Origin of the sequence: Rhizobium sp. M10 (genome assembly GCF_002531955.1) — a bacterium.
In the GTDB taxonomy this organism is placed as follows: Bacteria; Pseudomonadota; Alphaproteobacteria; order Rhizobiales; family Rhizobiaceae; genus Rhizobium; species Rhizobium etli_C.
On sequence record NZ_NWTA01000033.1, the window covers coordinates 1 to 15,357 of the forward strand.

The 15,357-nt window shown below is 62.1% G+C and carries 18 protein-coding genes and 1 tRNA gene; 6 read left to right on the plus strand and 13 right to left on the minus strand.

Features of this window, described 5'->3' with window-relative positions:
- The 5 genes from CO671_RS30335 to CO671_RS30360 all read right to left on the minus strand — a co-directional run.
- Nucleotides 1-469, minus strand: a 469-nt coding sequence (locus tag CO671_RS30335; RefSeq protein ID WP_141514504.1) for an electron transfer flavoprotein subunit beta/FixA family protein, incomplete at its 3' end; no start/stop codon positions are given.
- A 186-nt stretch (nucleotides 470-655) separates the two neighbouring features.
- The gene (locus tag CO671_RS30340) at nucleotides 656-1,444 is read right to left on the minus strand and encodes a rhomboid family intramembrane serine protease (protein ID WP_097608938.1); all 789 of its coding nucleotides are present in this window, start codon (nucleotides 1,442-1,444) and stop codon (nucleotides 656-658) included.
- A 33-nt stretch (nucleotides 1,445-1,477) separates the two neighbouring features.
- Nucleotides 1,478-2,056 carry a cob(I)yrinic acid a,c-diamide adenosyltransferase gene (locus CO671_RS30345; RefSeq protein ID WP_097608939.1) on the minus strand — a complete coding sequence of 193 codons (579 nt, stop codon included), beginning with the start codon at nucleotides 2,054-2,056 and terminating at the stop codon, nucleotides 1,478-1,480.
- 414 nt (nucleotides 2,057-2,470) lie between these two features.
- Nucleotides 2,471-2,674, minus strand: a complete 204-nt coding sequence (locus CO671_RS30355) for a twin transmembrane helix small protein (RefSeq protein ID WP_064686421.1) — start codon at nucleotides 2,672-2,674, stop codon at nucleotides 2,471-2,473.
- Nucleotides 2,675-2,692: 18 nt separating this feature from the next.
- A complete protein-coding gene (locus CO671_RS30360; protein ID WP_097608941.1) occupies nucleotides 2,693-3,526 on the minus strand; it encodes an SDR family oxidoreductase in 834 nt (277 codons plus the stop codon).
- 76 nt (nucleotides 3,527-3,602) lie between these two features.
- Between CO671_RS30360 and CO671_RS30365 the strand changes: the two genes are divergently transcribed.
- Nucleotides 3,603-4,526 (plus strand): YihY/virulence factor BrkB family protein, encoded by a 924-nt coding sequence (locus CO671_RS30365; protein WP_097608942.1) that lies wholly within the window; start codon nucleotides 3,603-3,605, stop codon nucleotides 4,524-4,526.
- Here the strand turns inward: CO671_RS30365 and gluQRS are convergent.
- A complete protein-coding gene (gene gluQRS, locus CO671_RS30370) occupies nucleotides 4,491-5,372 on the minus strand; it encodes a tRNA glutamyl-Q(34) synthetase GluQRS (RefSeq protein ID WP_097608943.1) in 882 nt (293 codons plus the stop codon). The genes CO671_RS30365 and gluQRS overlap by 36 nt on opposite strands.
- A 47-nt stretch (nucleotides 5,373-5,419) precedes the next feature.
- Between gluQRS and CO671_RS30375 the strand changes: the two genes are divergently transcribed.
- Together CO671_RS30375 and CO671_RS30380 are read left to right on the plus strand one after the other, a co-directional pair.
- The gene (locus CO671_RS30375; RefSeq protein ID WP_097608944.1) at nucleotides 5,420-6,064 is read left to right on the plus strand and encodes a DNA-3-methyladenine glycosylase; all 645 of its coding nucleotides are present in this window, start codon (nucleotides 5,420-5,422) and stop codon (nucleotides 6,062-6,064) included.
- Nucleotides 6,065-6,175: 111 nt separating this feature from the next.
- Nucleotides 6,176-6,733: an HNH endonuclease gene (locus tag CO671_RS30380; protein ID WP_010031546.1), complete on the plus strand. Its 558-nt coding sequence runs from the start codon at nucleotides 6,176-6,178 to the stop codon at nucleotides 6,731-6,733.
- A gap of 111 nt (nucleotides 6,734-6,844) precedes the next feature.
- Here the strand turns inward: CO671_RS30380 and CO671_RS30385 are convergent, their stop codons facing one another.
- On the minus strand, nucleotides 6,845-7,360 hold the full coding sequence (locus CO671_RS30385) for a disulfide bond formation protein B (protein ID WP_097608945.1): 516 nt from the start codon (nucleotides 7,358-7,360) through the stop codon (nucleotides 6,845-6,847).
- A 24-nt stretch (nucleotides 7,361-7,384) separates the two neighbouring features.
- A complete protein-coding gene (locus CO671_RS30390) occupies nucleotides 7,385-7,975 on the minus strand; it encodes a YqaA family protein (protein WP_064686427.1) in 591 nt (196 codons plus the stop codon).
- Between the two features lie 201 nt (nucleotides 7,976-8,176).
- Here CO671_RS30390 and CO671_RS30395 point away from each other — a divergent pair, with 201 nt between their 5' ends.
- A complete protein-coding gene (locus CO671_RS30395) occupies nucleotides 8,177-8,461 on the plus strand; it encodes a hypothetical protein (protein WP_010029423.1) in 285 nt (94 codons plus the stop codon).
- Between the two features lie 59 nt (nucleotides 8,462-8,520).
- On the opposite strand, the gene CO671_RS30400 is transcribed toward CO671_RS30395, so the two are convergent.
- Nucleotides 8,521-10,269, minus strand: coding sequence for a cation:proton antiporter (locus CO671_RS30400; protein ID WP_097608946.1), 1,749 nt, complete (start codon nucleotides 10,267-10,269; stop codon nucleotides 8,521-8,523).
- Nucleotides 10,270-10,690: 421 nt separating this feature from the next.
- Here CO671_RS30400 and CO671_RS30405 point away from each other — a divergent pair, with 421 nt between their 5' ends.
- A complete protein-coding gene (locus CO671_RS30405) occupies nucleotides 10,691-10,978 on the plus strand; it encodes a hypothetical protein (protein WP_097608965.1) in 288 nt (95 codons plus the stop codon).
- 115 nt (nucleotides 10,979-11,093) lie between these two features.
- On the opposite strand, the gene CO671_RS30410 is transcribed toward CO671_RS30405, so the two are convergent.
- Nucleotides 11,094-11,178: transfer RNA gene (locus CO671_RS30410), tRNA-Leu, on the minus strand.
- Between the two features lie 126 nt (nucleotides 11,179-11,304).
- Nucleotides 11,305-12,600, minus strand: a complete 1,296-nt coding sequence (locus CO671_RS30415) for an MFS transporter (protein ID WP_097608947.1) — start codon at nucleotides 12,598-12,600, stop codon at nucleotides 11,305-11,307.
- Between the two features lie 128 nt (nucleotides 12,601-12,728).
- On the opposite strand from CO671_RS30415, the gene CO671_RS30420 reads away from it, so the two are divergent.
- On the plus strand, nucleotides 12,729-13,307 hold the full coding sequence (locus tag CO671_RS30420) for a TetR/AcrR family transcriptional regulator (protein ID WP_010032760.1): 579 nt from the start codon (nucleotides 12,729-12,731) through the stop codon (nucleotides 13,305-13,307).
- Nucleotides 13,308-13,309: 2 nt separating this feature from the next.
- Here the strand turns inward: CO671_RS30420 and CO671_RS30425 are convergent, their stop codons facing one another.
- Nucleotides 13,310-14,107, minus strand: a complete 798-nt coding sequence (locus tag CO671_RS30425) for a methyltransferase domain-containing protein (RefSeq protein WP_097608948.1) — start codon at nucleotides 14,105-14,107, stop codon at nucleotides 13,310-13,312.
- Between the two features lie 126 nt (nucleotides 14,108-14,233).
- Nucleotides 14,234-15,214 carry an aldo/keto reductase gene (locus CO671_RS30430; protein ID WP_010032758.1) on the minus strand — a complete coding sequence of 327 codons (981 nt, stop codon included), beginning with the start codon at nucleotides 15,212-15,214 and terminating at the stop codon, nucleotides 14,234-14,236.
- Nucleotides 15,215-15,357 lie beyond the last annotated feature (143 nt).

The following is a 15,357-nucleotide window of genomic DNA, read 5'->3' on the forward strand; positions in this document are numbered from 1 at the left end:
GGGTGACCTCAGCCTTGCCGTCGCCGATCTCGATCTTCGAGGCGAAGGTCGCCTGGGCCGAACCCAGCAATGCCGCCAGCATCTGGCCGGTCTGGTTGGAATCGTCGTCGATTGCCTGCTTGCCCGTGATGATCAGCCCCGGCTGTTCGGCATCGGCGACCCCTTTGAGGATCTTGGCGACAGCGAGCGGCTCGACTTGATCGTCGGTCTCGACCAGGATCGCCCGGTCGGCACCCATGGCGAGCGCCGTGCGCAGCGTCTCCTCGGCCTTGGCCGGGCCGATCGACACCACCACCACTTCTTCGGCCTTGCCGGCTTCCTTCAGCCGCAGCGCCTCTTCCACCGAGATCTCGTCGAACGGGTTCATCGACATCTTCACATTGGCAAGCTCGACACCCGAACCATCCGGCTTCACCCGGATCTTCACGTTGTAGTCGACAACCCGTTTGACGGGCACGAGAATCTTCATGGGGGTCCTTCCTTCAAGAAAACTGGCTTCAGCGAGCTTTTAAGGAAAATGCGCGCTCACACGCCGCTTCGATTGTCGAATGGCGACATGGATACGCGTTTTTCCCCCAAATACAACGCTTGCATGACGCAGGCAGGGGATTGCTTCGGCAATATATGGACGTTTACGTGCACGTCAATATATCTGTCAACGCCGGTCACGGCCCCAGGGAAGACGCTCGATCCGTCCGTCCGTGCCGGCCGCAACGGCCGTACCGGCGCCGGTTTCGTTCCTCACGGCGCGCGGCGTCACGATTTCCCGATCGAAGAGCGGTACGCCGCGACGACGCAGCGCCAGGATTAAAACAGCGCCGGCAAGAATGCCGCCGACATGGGCGCCCCAGGAGACGTCGGCATCGGGCGCAAACGCCAGCATGAAGAACTGCTGGCCGATCCACAAAAGCAGCGGCACGAAGGCCGGCAGGGGCAAGGGTACACGGAAGAACACCAGCACCCAGACCCTGACGCGCGGATGCAGCATGACATAAGCGGCAACCACCCCGGAGATCGCCCCCGAGGCGCCGACCAGCGGCGCTTCCGGCGTCGTCGTCAGCAAGCCGTGGCAAAGCGCGCCGGCGGCCGCGCAGAGGAGGTAGAAGACCAGGAAGCGCATATGCCCCATCGCATCCTCGACATTGTCGCCGAAGACCCAGAGGAAGACCATGTTGGAGGCCAGATGCCAGAAGCCCGAATGGACGAAGGCATAGGTGAGATAGGTCAGCTGCTCCGGCACGATGTCCAATCCCTCAGCCAACTGCGCCTGCCCGAAGGCGACCGCCGGGATGTAGCCGAGGCCGACCGTCGTTGCCTGGGCAGCCTGTTCGCTCTCCAGGCTGGTAAAGAGCCAGACTGCGACATTCAGCGCGATCAGGGCCAGCGTCACCCACTGGACCTTGATATGTTTCAGCGTATTGGCGTCGTGAAGTGGTATGAACATCAAGGCCCCCCGGCAATCGTGATCGCGGCAAACCTATCTGTTTTTTCCCGGAACCCAAAGCACATCCGCACGACCCTGGTCATTTGCATGGCGGGCCGCGACGAAGAGGAAATCCGAAAGCCGGTTGATATATTTCATCGCGGCCCTTTCGACGATTTCGCCCTCCATGCGCGCCAGCGTCACCATCAGCCGCTCGGCCCGCCGCGCAATCGTGCGGGCCAGATGCAGATGCGCGGCGGCCGGGCTGCCGCCCGGCAGAATGAAGGATGTCAGCGGACGGAGGTCGGCGTTCAGTCGATCGATATCGCGCTCGATGCGCTCGACCTGCGTCTCGACGATCCGCAGCGGCTCGTAGGCCGGCGGTTCGCCGGTGTCGGGCGTGGCGAGATCGGCGCCGAGGTCGAAGAGATCGTTCTGGATCGACATCAGCATCGTGTCGAGGTCAACCAAGTCTGCCGTGTAAAGCCGCGCCAGGCCGATCGCGGAATTGGCCTCGTCGATCGTGCCATAGGCTTCGACGCGCAGATCGTCCTTCCGGCGGCGCGGGCCGGAAGCCAGGCCTGTCGTGCCGTCGTCGCCGGTCTTCGTGTAGATCTTGTTGAGTTTCACCATGCTGCACCGCCGATCGAGGGGAGGGCGGTCGCGCTCACCCGTTTTGCCTCATCAAGTCGGTTCAACCCGGTGCCGACATTGTTGGTTGCGCTGGCGGACAGCGTCCCTGACACGGGTGTATACGCCGTGAGTGGTTTCTTCGACCCACCCCACGCTCTGTCATGCTCGGGCTTGACCCGAGCATCCACACCGCATCCATCAGCAGCTACGGGGATGGATCCTCGGGTCAAGCCCGAGGATGACGGAGCGTGGGGTTGGGCTTCTGCGCCCAAGTCCTTGGGCGCGGGAGAACGTCGGATTTTGTTATTCACCGCGCGGACGCGCGGTGGCTGGATTCCTGTGACGAGCACAGGAATGAGGGAGGTCGAGGAGGCGATAGTACCCATATTTACCCCTCTATCGTTAGGTCAGTCCTCAGGTCGGGCGGCCGCCGCCGGTGATCCAGAGCGTCAGCATGATCAGGATGACGGCGACTGCCTGCAGCAGGACGCGAAGCTGCATCAGTTTGTTGGAAAGGTTGGCGTCGCCGCCCTTCATCATGTTGAAGAGGCCGCGGATCAGCACGAGGGCGACGACGCCCATGACGATGACCGCAAGGATATAGGTGATTGTGGACATGGCATTCAGCTTTCTCAGTCAGTCCGTCCAGCGCATCAGGCGGTAGAAGAGGTCCGCCGGAAGCAGCCGCTTCAGGAACATGCCCTGTTTAGCCGGAGTCGTTACGGGATAATGTGGCCTTGGATTTTTCGAGTTCAATGCGTGTTTCAATACCGAATAGACCGCCTCGGGGCCAAGTTTATGACGATTGACCGGCCCCGAACCATCGAGCCTCGCCAACTGCCTGATATAATCGGCCGCGTGCGGCGAGTTCTCGACGTCGATGTTTTCCTTGATCTTTGCGAGCGCATTGGCAGTGAAACGGGTGGCGATCGGTCCGGGCTCGATCAGGCTCACATGGATGCCACTGCCGTGCAGCTCCATGCGCAGGGTGATGCTGAGGCCCTCGAGCGCGAATTTGGAGGCGGTGTAGGCGCCGCGATAGCGATAGGGGACGACGCCGAGAATGGACGAACATTGGACGATCCGGCCCTGCCCATGTTTGCGCATCGACGGAATGACCTGCCGCGTCAATTCGTGCCAGCCGAAGAAATTCGCTTCGAACTGGGCGCGCAGCGCTGCCGTCGAAAGATCCTCGACGGCGCCCGGCTGGCCATAAGCGCCGTTGTTGAAGAGCGCGTCGATACGGCCGCCGCTGCGTTTCGAGACGGTGTCGACCAGCTCGGAAATCGTCTCGATCCTGGCATAGTCCATCAACAAGGCTTCAATGCCGTCGGCTTCCAGACCCGGCAGATCATCCGTTTTGCGCACCGTCGCAAAGACGCGCCAGCCATCGGCTTTCAGCGCCCGGGCGCAATGCGCGCCGATGCCGGAGGAGCAACCGGTGACGACGATTGTGCGCTCTCCCGCCATGGAATGATTCCTGTACAAAATGGGACTCGTTTCCCATATTCGGCCAGAGGATACAATGTGGAAAGCCGGAGACGGAATGCGGAAGGTGCTGCGCACGATCTACGACGTGGTCTATGACGCGATCTGTCACATGGTCGAGGACGACGGATTTGCGATGGCAAGCCACGTGGCGCTGTCGAGCCTGCTTGCGGTTTTCCCGTTCCTGATCTTCGGCACGGCGCTTGCAAGCTTCCTCGGCGCCGATCAGTTTTCCTCCACCGCCATCCATCTGATCTTCGACACCTGGCCCGAAGCGATCGCCAAGCCGCTGGCCGACCAGGTGCTGCAGGTCCTGACCATTCAACGCGGCGGGCTGCTGACGATCTCGGTGCTGGCGGCCGCCTATTTCGCCTCGAACGGCGTCGAAGCGCTGCGCATTTCGCTCAATCGTGCCTACCGGGTGCAGGAAACTCGGCCGTGGTATTTCACCCGCCTGGCCAGCCTCGGCTACGTGCTGATCGCGGTCATCATCTTCGCGGCGATCAGCATCCTGCTGGTGGCGGTGCCATTGGCGCTCGATTATGCGAGGAATTGGTTTCCGCTGTTTGCCGATACGCTCGACATCGTCTTCAGCTGGCGCATTTACGGCACGCTTGTCGTGCTGACCGTCGGCCTGCTGGTCATGCATCTCTGGCTGCCGGCCGGCAAGCGGCGGGTTTTCGACGTTATTCCGGGGGTCTTGCTGACGCTGCTTCTCTGGCTCGCCGGCGCGCTGATCTTTGCCTATTATCTGGCGACCTTCGCCAATTATACGGCAACCTATGCCGGTCTCGCCTCGGTGATGATCGTGCTGATCTTTCTCTATATGGTCGGCGCCATCTTCATTATCGGCGCGGAGATCAATGCGGCGCTGATCAAGTTCCGCGTCTTCCGGATGTTCTCGCATACGCTTTCGATCGTCGGCAGAGAGCGTGTCGAACGGCGCTCAGAGCCCGACAAGGCGGCGAATGTCGGCCCCTGACATGCCCCGGGCACGCAATTCGGCGAGCCCGCTGTCACCTTCGCTTTTTGAAAGCTTGCGGCCATCGGCGTCGAGAATGAGACGATGATGGTGGTAGAGGGGCTGCGGCAGGCCGAGCAGAACCTGCAGCAGCCGGTGCACCGATGTGGCGTGGAAAAGGTCGAGCCCGCGCACGACATGGGTGACGCCCTGCACGGCATCGTCGACGACGACCGACAGATGGTAGCTCGAAGGAGCATCCGAGCGCGACAGGATGACATCTCCCCAGACGCCAGGTTCGGCGGCGATCTCGCCTGTCCTGCCGTCGCCGGTTTCCGTCCAGAACAGCAGTTCGCCGATCAGGTCGAGCGCCTTGCGCATGTCGAGCCGCCAGGCATGTTTTTTCCCGGAGGTAAGGATCTCCCGCCATTCGGTTTCCGGCCGCTCGCGATCAATCGGCGGATAATGCGGCGTGCCATCGGGATCGCGCGGCCAGGATTGGCCCGTCGCCTCATAGGCGGCGACACGCGCCTTCACTTCGCCGCGGGTCAGGAAAGCCGGATAGACCAGGCCGCGTTCGATCAGCGCATGCAGCGCCGCCTGATACTCCGGAAAATGCTCCGACTGGCGCCGCACCGGACTTTCCCAGTCGATCTCAAGCCAGTCGAGGTCCCGCAGGATGCCGGCCTCGAATTCGGGGGTGCAGCGGGCCTGGTCGATATCCTCGATGCGCAGCAGCAGGCGGCCATGCAACGCTTCGGCCATGTCGCGGTTCAAAAAGGCCGAAAGTGCATGGCCGAGATGCAGCGATCCGTTGGGACTCGGCGCAAAACGAAAGACAGGTTTTTGACGCTCGCTCGTGGTCATGCTTTCTTCTGCCACGGATTTTGGTTTTGAACCACTGGGAGGACGCGGTGCAGATCATCCGCAACGACGATGACGTCAGGCTGGGGCTCGAAGCGCTGCTTCGCCTCGATCCGCGCCTTGCACCGATCGCCGCGGATGTAGGCCCCCTTCCGCTGCGGCTGCGCGAAGCCGGTTTTGCCGGCCTTGCCCATATCATCGTATCGCAAATGGTCTCGCGCGCCAGCGCCGAGGCGATCTGGCGGCGCATGCTGCCGGGGGATGGCCTGCTGACGGCGGAAGCTTACCTGCTGTTTCACCCCGAGGCATGGCGGGAGTTCGGCCTGTCGCGCGCCAAGGCCGATACGCTGACGCGGATCGCTGAAGCGGTTGCCTCCGGCCGCCTCGATCTTTCCGGGCTCTGCCTGAAGCCGCCGGGCGAAGCGCTCGTCGAACTGACGGGGCTGAAGGGCGTCGGCCCGTGGACGGCGGAGGTCTATCTGATGTTCTGCGGCGGCCATGCCGATGTCTTTCCGGCCGGTGATGTCGCGCTGCAGAACGCCGTCGGCGCCGCGCTCGGACTTGCGGCGCGGCCGCAAGCGAAGGCGCTTGCCAAGCTTTCGCAGGTCTGGTCGCCGTGGCGCTCGGTGGCAGCCCGGCTTTTCTGGGCCTATTACGCCACGAAAATGCGTCGTGACATGGTGCCGGTCGGCTGATCGGCCACACTCTTTAAATTGCCTTTATCCTCTGAATTTATTGGACTTCACAATCCTGTAACAACCGGCCTAATATACAGGTGCAGATGCCGAATCGATCAGGAGAGTCCCTTGACGATTGCAGTCTCCCCGCAGGCCCTGCCGGCGCTCGTCCTGAACGCTGACTACCGGCCGCTGAGTTATTACCCCTTGTCGCTTTGGTCCTGGCAGGACGCGATCAAGGCGGTATTTCTCGACCGTGTGAATATTATCGCAGAGTATGAGCATTCGGTTTCCTCGCCGAGCTTTTCGATGCGGCTTCCGAGTGTCGTGTGCCTGAAGACTTACGTTCAGCCATCCCGCAATCCTGCTTTCACCCGGTTCAATGTCTTCCTGCGCGATCGGTTCGAGTGCCAGTATTGCGGCTCGCATGACGACCTGACTTTCGACCACGTCATCCCGCGCGCCCATGGCGGCGAGACGACCTGGGAGAACGTCGTGGCGGCTTGCTCGCCCTGCAATCTGCGCAAGGGCAGCAAGCTTCCGAAGCAGGCAGGCATGTTCCCGGCGCAGAAACCCTATCAGCCGACGGTGCAGGATCTGCACAATAACGGCCGGCTGTTTCCGCCGAATTACCTGCATGACAGCTGGCTCGACTATCTCTACTGGGATACCGAACTGCAGCCCTGATCGCACCCGTTTACAGCGCGCCGCATCGATTGCGTTCCACAAGCCGCGGTTTGGCTCTTTGCTTCCATGTCGTTATCAGCGGCGCGTCGCGCATGGTCGCGGCGACATGCGTCAAGCGGCTTTGCGAACGCCGACGAAGGCGAAGGCCGCAAGCAGGATCCCGGCAATCACGTTCCAACCGGCAAAAGACAGGCCGAGCACCCTCAGCGCCGCATCGGTGCAGGATGGGCCCTTGATCGTATTGAGTTCGCCGAGCAGATCGCCGGCATTGGTCGTCATGCTGCTTGCCGTGGTCGAGCAGGTGGTCGGGCCCGGCCAGAAGTGCCATTCGACGCCGGCGTGATAGACGCCCATGCCTGCGGTGACCAGCATCAGCATGCCGGCTGCGAGAATCATTGCGCGGGAAATCCAGTTCGGCAGACCCGCGAGCTCGCAGATCGCAGCGAGAATGGCGATCGGAATCGCGTAGTAATAGGGCTGGCGCTGCAGCAGGCACAATGCGCAGGGAATATAGCCGCCGATATACTGGAAGCCGAGGGCGGCGCCGACCGCCGCCGCCATGCCGATAGCGAGCAATATGGAATAGATGAAGCCGGGACGGGCGAGCGGCGAGGCGGTGGCAGTCATGGCGGAGCTCCGCGAAAGTTTGGTCTAGTGAGCGAAAGAGCGGTAGCCGAAATATAGCACGATTGCCGCAGCGGCACCGATGCCAACGAGCTGGCCGAGGCGCTTCTCGATGAAGTCACGGATCGGCTCGCCGTAGCGGCGCAGCAGCCAGGCGAGGAAGAGGAAACGGGCGCCGCGGGCAATAATCGCCGAAACGATGAAAAGGCCCAGATTGACGTGAATGACGCCGGACAGGATGGTGACGATCTTGATCGGCGGCAGATGCGCAAGGCCCGACGTGACGAGCAGCAGCAGGATCCACTCGTAGGTGACATAGGCCTTCATTTGCTCGAAGGCATCGAGTTTGCCGTAGAATTCGAGAACTGGCCGCGCCACCGTCTCATAGGCGTAAAAGCCGAGCGCCCAGCCGGCGATGCCGCCGAGCACGGAGGCGACGGTCGCAACCAGCGCGTAGCGATAGGAGCGTTCCGGTTTGGCGAGCGCCATCGGCAGGAAAAGCACATCGGCGGGGACGAGAAAGACGGAGCTTTCGACGAAGGCGATGACGGCGAGCCAGACTTCGGCCGATTTGCGCGCGGCCAGAGACATGGTCCAGTCGTAAAGTCTGCGGAGCATTCCGTTCCCTTCCTGTTGCGGTGCAAAAGAGCTTTAGGGGCCGTGCGCGGCCCTGTAAATGCTTGGCCGTGTCCTTCGTGCCACCCGCCGTCTAAAAATTTCGTGATTCGGGCATCGATGCCTCTCCCAAGATTTCATGGGATGGCGAATCGGCCATTGTGAGGCAGGCTGGTTTGAGGGCGACGTGCAGGGTGGCATGAGATGTTCAAAGTGATCGAAGGCGGCCGCGCTCAGGCCGTGCAGATGGATGACGGGCTCGGAGCGGGACGGGGACCGAACAGGGACGATGTGCTTGGGGAAGCGGCCCGGAGGCTGAACGAAAGCGGTTATCATCTGTCCCGCGTTCGGGAATTCGCGACCGGCGTGCCGATGCTGGCGTCTCTGAAATACCTGTCGCTGCAGATCGATTTCGCAGCCGAGACGCTGTCGCGGCTCGATCCGATCCCGGAGGATTTCCGTTCCGACGGCTATTGGCCGGCAGGCTGACAGCATCGCACAACGGGTTTGCAGATGGTTCTGGCGCCTGAACTCCGGGTGTCCTCGCGTCAGGACAGATCCATCGACTTTTCCCATTGCTGACGCAGCACGTTCATTTCCGTGCGCTTCTGGGCCATTTCGCTGACGATCGCCCGCAGGTTGGGGTGGTGCGACATGAACATGTTGAAGTCGCGCCGCTCGAGAACTTCGAACTGGCAGAAGTCGACGGCGATGACATCGGCCGTGCGCCGTCCGCCGCTCAACAGCGCCATCTCGCCGAAGAAGGCGCCCGGTTCAAGGCGGATCGCGCCGCTGGCGAGCCGTACTTCCACGGCACCTGAGGAGATGAAATACATGCTGTCGCCGCGGTCGCCGCGGCGGATGACGCGTTCGCCGGGCGGGGCCGACTTCGCCCTGAAGAGCAGCAGCAACTCCTCCTGCGCGTCCTCGCCGACCTGGGAAAACAGCGGGAAGGTTTCGATCAGCTGCTGCATCTTCAACTGGTGCTGACGTTCGCGCTCCTCGCCGAGCGCCCTGATCTTTTCCAGTTCCTTGCCGAGTGTCTTCTGCCTCTTCCTGCCGTAGCTTTCGAAGAGCGGCGGCCATTTCGAATGGATATATTTTTTCAGGCCTTCGCTGGCAAAGATCACGATCGGATTGAGGGTGATCGACAGGATCGCGGCGGCAAGGATCAAATCCTGGCCCTCATGCGGCAGCAGCCCAAGCGAGACGCCGAGGCCGGCAAGAATGAAGGAAAATTCGCCGATCTGGGCAAGGCCGCCGGCCAGGGTCAGCCCCATGCCGATCGGATAGCGCAGCAGCATGACGATCACGAAGGTGATGATGGCCTTGCCGAGGATGACGAGCGCCAAGGCACCGATCACGGCAAGCGGCTGGCGCACCAGGATCGAGGGATCGAAGAGCATGCCGACGGAGACGAAGAACAGCACGGAGAAGGCATTCTGCAACGGCAGCGAATCGGCGGCCGCTCTGTGGCTGAGCTGGGATTCGCTCATGACGACGCCGGCGAAGAAGGCGCCGAGCGCAAAAGAGACGCCGAAGATCGCCGCCGAGCCGAAGGCAATGCCGAGCGCGATTGCCAGCACGGTCAGCGTGAAGAGTTCGCGTGAGCCGGTGCGGGCGATCATCGTCAGCAGCCAGGGCACGATACGAGGGCCGAGGAAGATCGCCATGGCGGTGAAGGCCGCCACCTTGAACAGGGTCAGCCCGATCGTCAGCGCCAGCGGCAGTTCGCCGAGGCCGTGATTGGTCGTATCGACCGCGTGGCCGCCGAGAAGCTCGGCCAGCGCCGGCAGCATCACCAGCGCCAGCACCATCACCAGATCCTCGACGATCAGCCAGCCGACGGCGACGCGGCCGCTTGCCGCGTTGACGAGATTGCGCTCCTCCAGCGCCTTCAGAAGCACGACGGTGCTGGCGACCGACAGGCTGAGGCCGAAGACGATGCCGGCGCCAAGGCTCCAGCCCCAGAGCTTGCAAAGGCCGATGCCTAGCAGGGTGGCGAGGAAAATCCGCCCGATCGCACCCGGCACGGCGATACCGCGCACAGCGAGCAGATCGGAGGCGGAAAAATGCAGGCCGACGCCGAACATCAGCAGGATGACGCCCATCTCGGCAAGCTGGCCGGCAAGCGCGGTGTCGGCGACGAAGCCGGGCGTGAACGGCCCCATCAGGATGCCGGCCATCAGATAGCCGACGAGCGGCGGCAGCCGGAGCCGGTCGGCGCCATAACCGAGGACCGCCGCGAAAACAAAACTGACGGCGACCGTCGCGATGAGTCCTACTTCCTGATGCACGTCCGCCCTCGCCGATGGTAACGGCCGCCACCTTGGACGAAGCGCAAGCAAAGTTAAATAGTTGATTTGCGTTTTAGGAGCCTCGTTCGCGACCCCGGCCAGTCGGAAACAGATGTCGTCGGCAAAGGCCCGCCACGGCCGGCGCGCCGCCGATATTGGAACCGGTTTTAGCTTGCGTCTTTGGCCTTCGTCACGAGAAGGGGAAACGAGATGCGGAAGATCATCCTGAACTGTACTGTGGCGGTGCTGTTGCTGATGAAAATCTCAGAGAAGGGCGAGGCCCGGTTCCTGCGTAAGCGGGGTTTTCACCTTTCGTGGCCCTGATGTCGCAATGTAGTGGTGGAAAACCTCCGTGGATGTTATGAGCACGCCTTCGGTCGAAGCGCATTCCCGGCGCAAGGACCCGCACAGGATTTTCAGTATGATTGAGCTTACCCCGTCCCAGATCGCAGGACTCAAACTCGCCAGGGATGGAGACCTTTATCCTCAGCCGGCCAATAAATGGACGCATCAGAATGCGACCGTAACCTATGCAAAATCCGACCGGTGGAAAGAGCGGCCTCAGAAAGTGAAATCGGTCACGGCTAAGACGCTGGGTGAGTTGAAAGAGCCGGGTTTTCTCGTGCGGCGGCATCTGGACGACGACGCATCAAAGGACGTCTACGGCATCACCATGGCCGGCAAGATGTGGCTGTTGAAGAACAAATAGTTTCAGTTGGATGCGGATTGTTCCGTTGGAATCGAGGCGCTGCGCGTTGAAACCAGTCCGCCTTCGTTCCTGACGGAACTACGGCTCGCCGAGCTGAAGCTCACGGAGCGGAGACTGGTGCCCCATGCCGGGGTCGAACCAGCACTTCTTTCGAAACTCGATTTTGAGTCGAGCGCGTCTACCAATTCCGCCAATGGGGCAACGGATACCGACGAGGCGGGTGTCTAACATGTGTGCGCCTGCGCATGCAAGACGGACGAACGAAGTTATCGCGGCAATCCGGTGGAGAGACCCGGCCTTGTTTCGAGGCCGGGTCCTCTCCGAGATCAGTGGGCCGCAGCAGGGGCGGCGCTCGGCAGGCCTGACTTCTTCAGCGTGATCGCCAGGATCGAGGCCAGCAGGCAGAAGGCGCCGGCGACGAAGAAGGCGGGCAGATAGCTCGACAGTTCCGTGCGCGAGAGGCCGGCGCCATAGGCGGCGGTGGCGGCGCCCAGCTGATGGCCGGCAAAGACCCAGCCGAAGACGAGGCCGGCCTTTTCACGGCCGAAGCGGTCGGCGGCGATCTTGACGGTCGGCGGCACGGTGGCGATCCAGTCGAGGCCATAGAAGATGGCAAAGATCGAAAGGCCGTAGAAGCTGAAATCGCTGAAGGGCAGATAGAGCAGCGACAGGCCGCGCAGGCCGTAGTACCAGAACAGCAGCCAGCGATTGTCGAACCGGTCGGACAGCCAGCCGGAGCCGATGGTGCCGAAGAAATCGAAGATGCCCATGACGGCAAGCACGCTTGCCGCGGCCACCGGCACGATGCCGAAATCGCCGCAGAGGGTGACGAAATGGGTCTGGATCAGGCCGTTGGTGCTGAGACCGCAGATGAAGAAGGTGGCAAACAGGATCCAGAAGGTCGAGGTCGTCGAAATCTCGCGCAGCGTGGTGATCGGCGTCATCAGGGCAGCGCCGAGCGTCGGCCTGGCCGGTGCCGGCGTCACATGCGCCTCGCCCAAAGAGGGCAAATTGACGTCAGCCGGCCGGTCGCGCATGAAGGCGAGAACGACAAGGGCCGCGACCATGATCATGGCGCAGACGAAAAACACCGTCGAGCGCCAGCCGTAACGCTCCGTCAGTTCCGCCATCAGCGGCAGGAAAACGAGCTGGCCGGTGGCAGAACTCGCCGAAAGCATGCCGACGACGAGGCCGCGATGCTTGGTGAACCAGCGCGTCGACACGGTCGCGGCGAGCACCATGGCCGTCAATCCGGTGCCGAAGCCGACGACGATGCCCCAGAGCAGCAGGAGTTGCCACAACGTCGTCATGAACAGCGAGCCGACGAAGCCTATGCCGATCAGCGTCAATGCAAAGACGATGACCTTGCGCACACCGAAATAATTCATGAAGGCGGCGGCAAACGGCCCCATGAAGCCGAACAGGATCAGGCGGATCGCAAGTGCGGAGGAAATCTGCGAGGTTTCCCAGCCGAATTCGTCCTGCAGCGGCTTGATCAGCACGCCGGGGGCACCCATGGCGCCCGCCGTCACCAGCATGGTGAGGAAGGTGGCGGCAACGACGACCCAACCGTAATGAATGTTGCGCCGGGCAAGGGTGGAGGCAAGGGCTGTGGAAACCATGAGCACGATTCCGTTCGGATTCAGATTGGGGAAGACACTGGACCGATTTACATGATGGTCATCATATTTCTTGCGTATTGATGATGGACATCATATATTTTGTCAAGCCGCTATTTCTGGAGACGACGATGCGGGTCAGCCGCGAGAAATTTGCCGAAAACCGCGAGAAGATTCTGAGCGTTGCCGGTGTGCTCTTCCGGGAAAACGGTTTCGACGGCGTCGGTGTTGCCGACATCATGAAGGCGGCGGGACTGACGCATGGCGGCTTTTACGGTCACTTCAGCTCCAAGGATGAGCTGGCGCTGGAAGTCAGCCGCAAGCTGATCGATCGGGTGGAAGAGCGCTGGAAGGAACATATCGCCAGCTCGCCGGACCGGCCGCTCGAAACGCTTCTCGACCATTATATTCACTGGCGCACGGTTGATGATCCCGGTGGCAGCTGCGTCTTCGCAACGCTGATCCAGGAGGTGAGCCGCAGCCGCGGCGCGGTTCGTGCCGTTTTCAGCGACGGCCTGTCCGTGCTGGTCGACACGCTTGCCGATATTGTTCCCGGCGAGAGCGAAGAGGAACGCCGCGCCAATGCCGCAACGACGCTGTCATCGATGATGGGCGCCGTCATCCTTGCCCGCGCGGTCGAGGACCGCGGGCTTGCCGAGCAGTTTCTGGTGACGATGCGCCGGCAGCTCGATCCTGCCAACCGGACATAGTCTCAGTCGCGGGAGGCGATGAGGGCGTTGGCCTCGATGATCTCGGTGAATGTTCCGTCCGGCGAGAGAGCGGCGAGCTCGCTTCGTAAAGCCTGTTCGAATTCGGCCGTGCTCTCGCCGAGCGCCTGCGGCGAGGTGACCGACATGGAGAAGGCACGGCCGATGATCTCGTCAGCGTCGAGCAGCCGCTCGGTGACGATGCCGATGCGTTCGAGATTGCGGAAGGCGGAGCGCAGCAGAAATTCCTCGTGCTTTATCCAGTCCGGCCCGCGGCGAAGCTGTCGTTCTGTTCTGATCGGTTCCGGCGAAAAGCGTTCGGAGACCTTCTCCAAAACGTCGCGCCAGCCGGGTGAGGCGGAGATGTGGCGATCGCCGAAAAGGATGACAGCGCCCTCCGGCTCAGTCAGCCTGTCCAGCGTCGCAAGCGTTGCGGCGCGGTCCATCCAGTGGAACGAGCGGCCCATGGTCGTGATCTTCAACGGTCCGAAGGCGGGGCCGAGATCGTAGGAGGAGCCGAGGACGAATTCGGCGTGAATACCGGCTGCCGCCGCGCTCTCGCGGGCCGCGTCCAGCATTTCCGGCTCCGGATCGAGACCCGTGACGTCGGCACCGGCAAGGCGGGCAAAGGCGATGCCGATCTGGCCCGGTCCGCAGCCGAGATCGAGCAGGCGGTCGCCTGGCCGAAGGTTAGTTCTGGCGGTCACGCGTTCGATCAGCGCGTCGGGATAGGGAATGCGGAAACGGCTGTAATAGGCGGCGGTGGTGCGGAAGCGGCGGGGCTCGAAAGGAACGGTGGTCATGACGGACGATTCCTCGATATTTCAGGCAAGCGCTAGGACGGAACTGTGACCGGCCTGTGTCGTATCCCGATCCTCTCCCGCGGTCGGGAGAGGATCTGCCTTTATGAGGGCGCTGAGAAGAGGCGGCTATTTGAAGCCGACTACGGCATGCGGAATATAGGGTGCTTCCAATACGGCGATTTCCTCGGCAGTGAGCTTGACCGTGAGCGAAGCGACGGCGTCCGTCAGGTGGTTCGGTTTGGACGCGCCGATGATCGGTGCGGTCACGACGCTCTTCTGCAGGATCCAGGCGGTGGCGACCTGGGCGCGGGAAATGCCGCGGGCGCTGGCGATCTCGGCCACCGCCTCGACGATCCTGCGGTCGGCATCGATCGACTGCGTGTAGAGCGTCTTGCCGAATTCGTCGGTCTCGCTGCGCGCCGTCGTCTCGTCCCAGTCACGGGTCAGGCGGCCGCGGGCGAGCGGGCTCCAGGGGATGACGGCGATCTTCTGGTCTTCGCAGAGCGGCAGCATTTCGCGCTCCTCCTCGCGGTAGAGCAGGTTCAGATGGTTCTGCATGCTGACGAATTCCGTCCAGCCGTTCAGCCGGGAGACGTAAAGCGCCTTGGCGAATTGCCAGGCATACATCGACGAGGCGCCGATATAACGCGCCTTGCCCGCTTTGACGACGTCATGCAGCGCTTCCAGCGTTTCCTCGACCGGCGTCGTGTAGTCGAAACGGTGGATCTGGTAGAGGTCGACATAGTCGGTGCCGAGACGGCGAAGACTATTGTCGATCTCGTCGAGGATCGCCTTGCGTGACAGGCCGGCGCCATTCGGACCCGGCCGCATGCGGTTGAACACCTTGGTCGCCAGCACGATATCCTCGCGCTTGGCGAAGTCCTTGATGGCGCGCCCGACGATCTCCTCCGAGGAACCGTTCGAATAGGTGTTGGCGGTGTCGAGAAAATTGATGCCGAGGTCGATCGCCTGCCTGATCATCGTCCGGCTTTCCTCTTCGCGCAGGCTCCAGGCATGATTGCCGCGGCCCGGATCGCCGAAGGTCATGCAGCCCAGGCAGATTTTCGACACTTCGAGACCGGTCTTTCCAAATTTGACGTATTCCATGAAACGACTCCGTGAATTGAGACACCCCGTGCGGCGTTTCATGATCTAGTGCGAAACCGTCAAAGTCGCAGGGAGGCGCAGGCGGAATCGGTGCGGCGATGCGTACAATGATGCGTGATGGGGCCGCCGGTTCCGTCGCCGGC

What these genes read in the sequence shown, in the direction of transcription:
- CO671_RS30340 (WP_097608938.1), bottom strand. Translation starts at nt 1,444, where the DNA reads ATGTTCATACCACTTCACGACGCCAATACGCTGAAACATATCAAGGTC.
- CO671_RS30345 (WP_097608939.1), bottom strand. Translation starts at nt 2,056, where the DNA reads ATGGTGAAACTCAACAAGATCTACACGAAGACCGGCGACGACGGCACG.
- CO671_RS30355 (WP_064686421.1), bottom strand. Translation starts at nt 2,674, where the DNA reads ATGTCCACAATCACCTATATCCTTGCGGTCATCGTCATGGGCGTCGTC.
- CO671_RS30360 (WP_097608941.1), bottom strand. Translation starts at nt 3,526, where the DNA reads ATGGCGGGAGAGCGCACAATCGTCGTCACCGGTTGCTCCTCCGGCATC.
- CO671_RS30365 (WP_097608942.1), top strand. Translation starts at nt 3,603, where the DNA reads ATGCGGAAGGTGCTGCGCACGATCTACGACGTGGTCTATGACGCGATC.
- gluQRS (WP_097608943.1), bottom strand. Translation starts at nt 5,372, where the DNA reads ATGACCACGAGCGAGCGTCAAAAACCTGTCTTTCGTTTTGCGCCGAGT.
- CO671_RS30385 (WP_097608945.1), bottom strand. Translation starts at nt 7,360, where the DNA reads ATGACTGCCACCGCCTCGCCGCTCGCCCGTCCCGGCTTCATCTATTCC.
- CO671_RS30390 (WP_064686427.1), bottom strand. Translation starts at nt 7,975, where the DNA reads ATGCTCCGCAGACTTTACGACTGGACCATGTCTCTGGCCGCGCGCAAA.
- CO671_RS30395 (WP_010029423.1), top strand. Translation starts at nt 8,177, where the DNA reads ATGTTCAAAGTGATCGAAGGCGGCCGCGCTCAGGCCGTGCAGATGGAT.
- CO671_RS30405 (WP_097608965.1), top strand. Translation starts at nt 10,691, where the DNA reads ATGATTGAGCTTACCCCGTCCCAGATCGCAGGACTCAAACTCGCCAGG.
- CO671_RS30415 (WP_097608947.1), bottom strand. Translation starts at nt 12,600, where the DNA reads ATGGTTTCCACAGCCCTTGCCTCCACCCTTGCCCGGCGCAACATTCAT.
- CO671_RS30420 (WP_010032760.1), top strand. Translation starts at nt 12,729, where the DNA reads ATGCGGGTCAGCCGCGAGAAATTTGCCGAAAACCGCGAGAAGATTCTG.
- CO671_RS30425 (WP_097608948.1), bottom strand. Translation starts at nt 14,107, where the DNA reads ATGACCACCGTTCCTTTCGAGCCCCGCCGCTTCCGCACCACCGCCGCC.
- CO671_RS30430 (WP_010032758.1), bottom strand. Translation starts at nt 15,214, where the DNA reads ATGGAATACGTCAAATTTGGAAAGACCGGTCTCGAAGTGTCGAAAATC.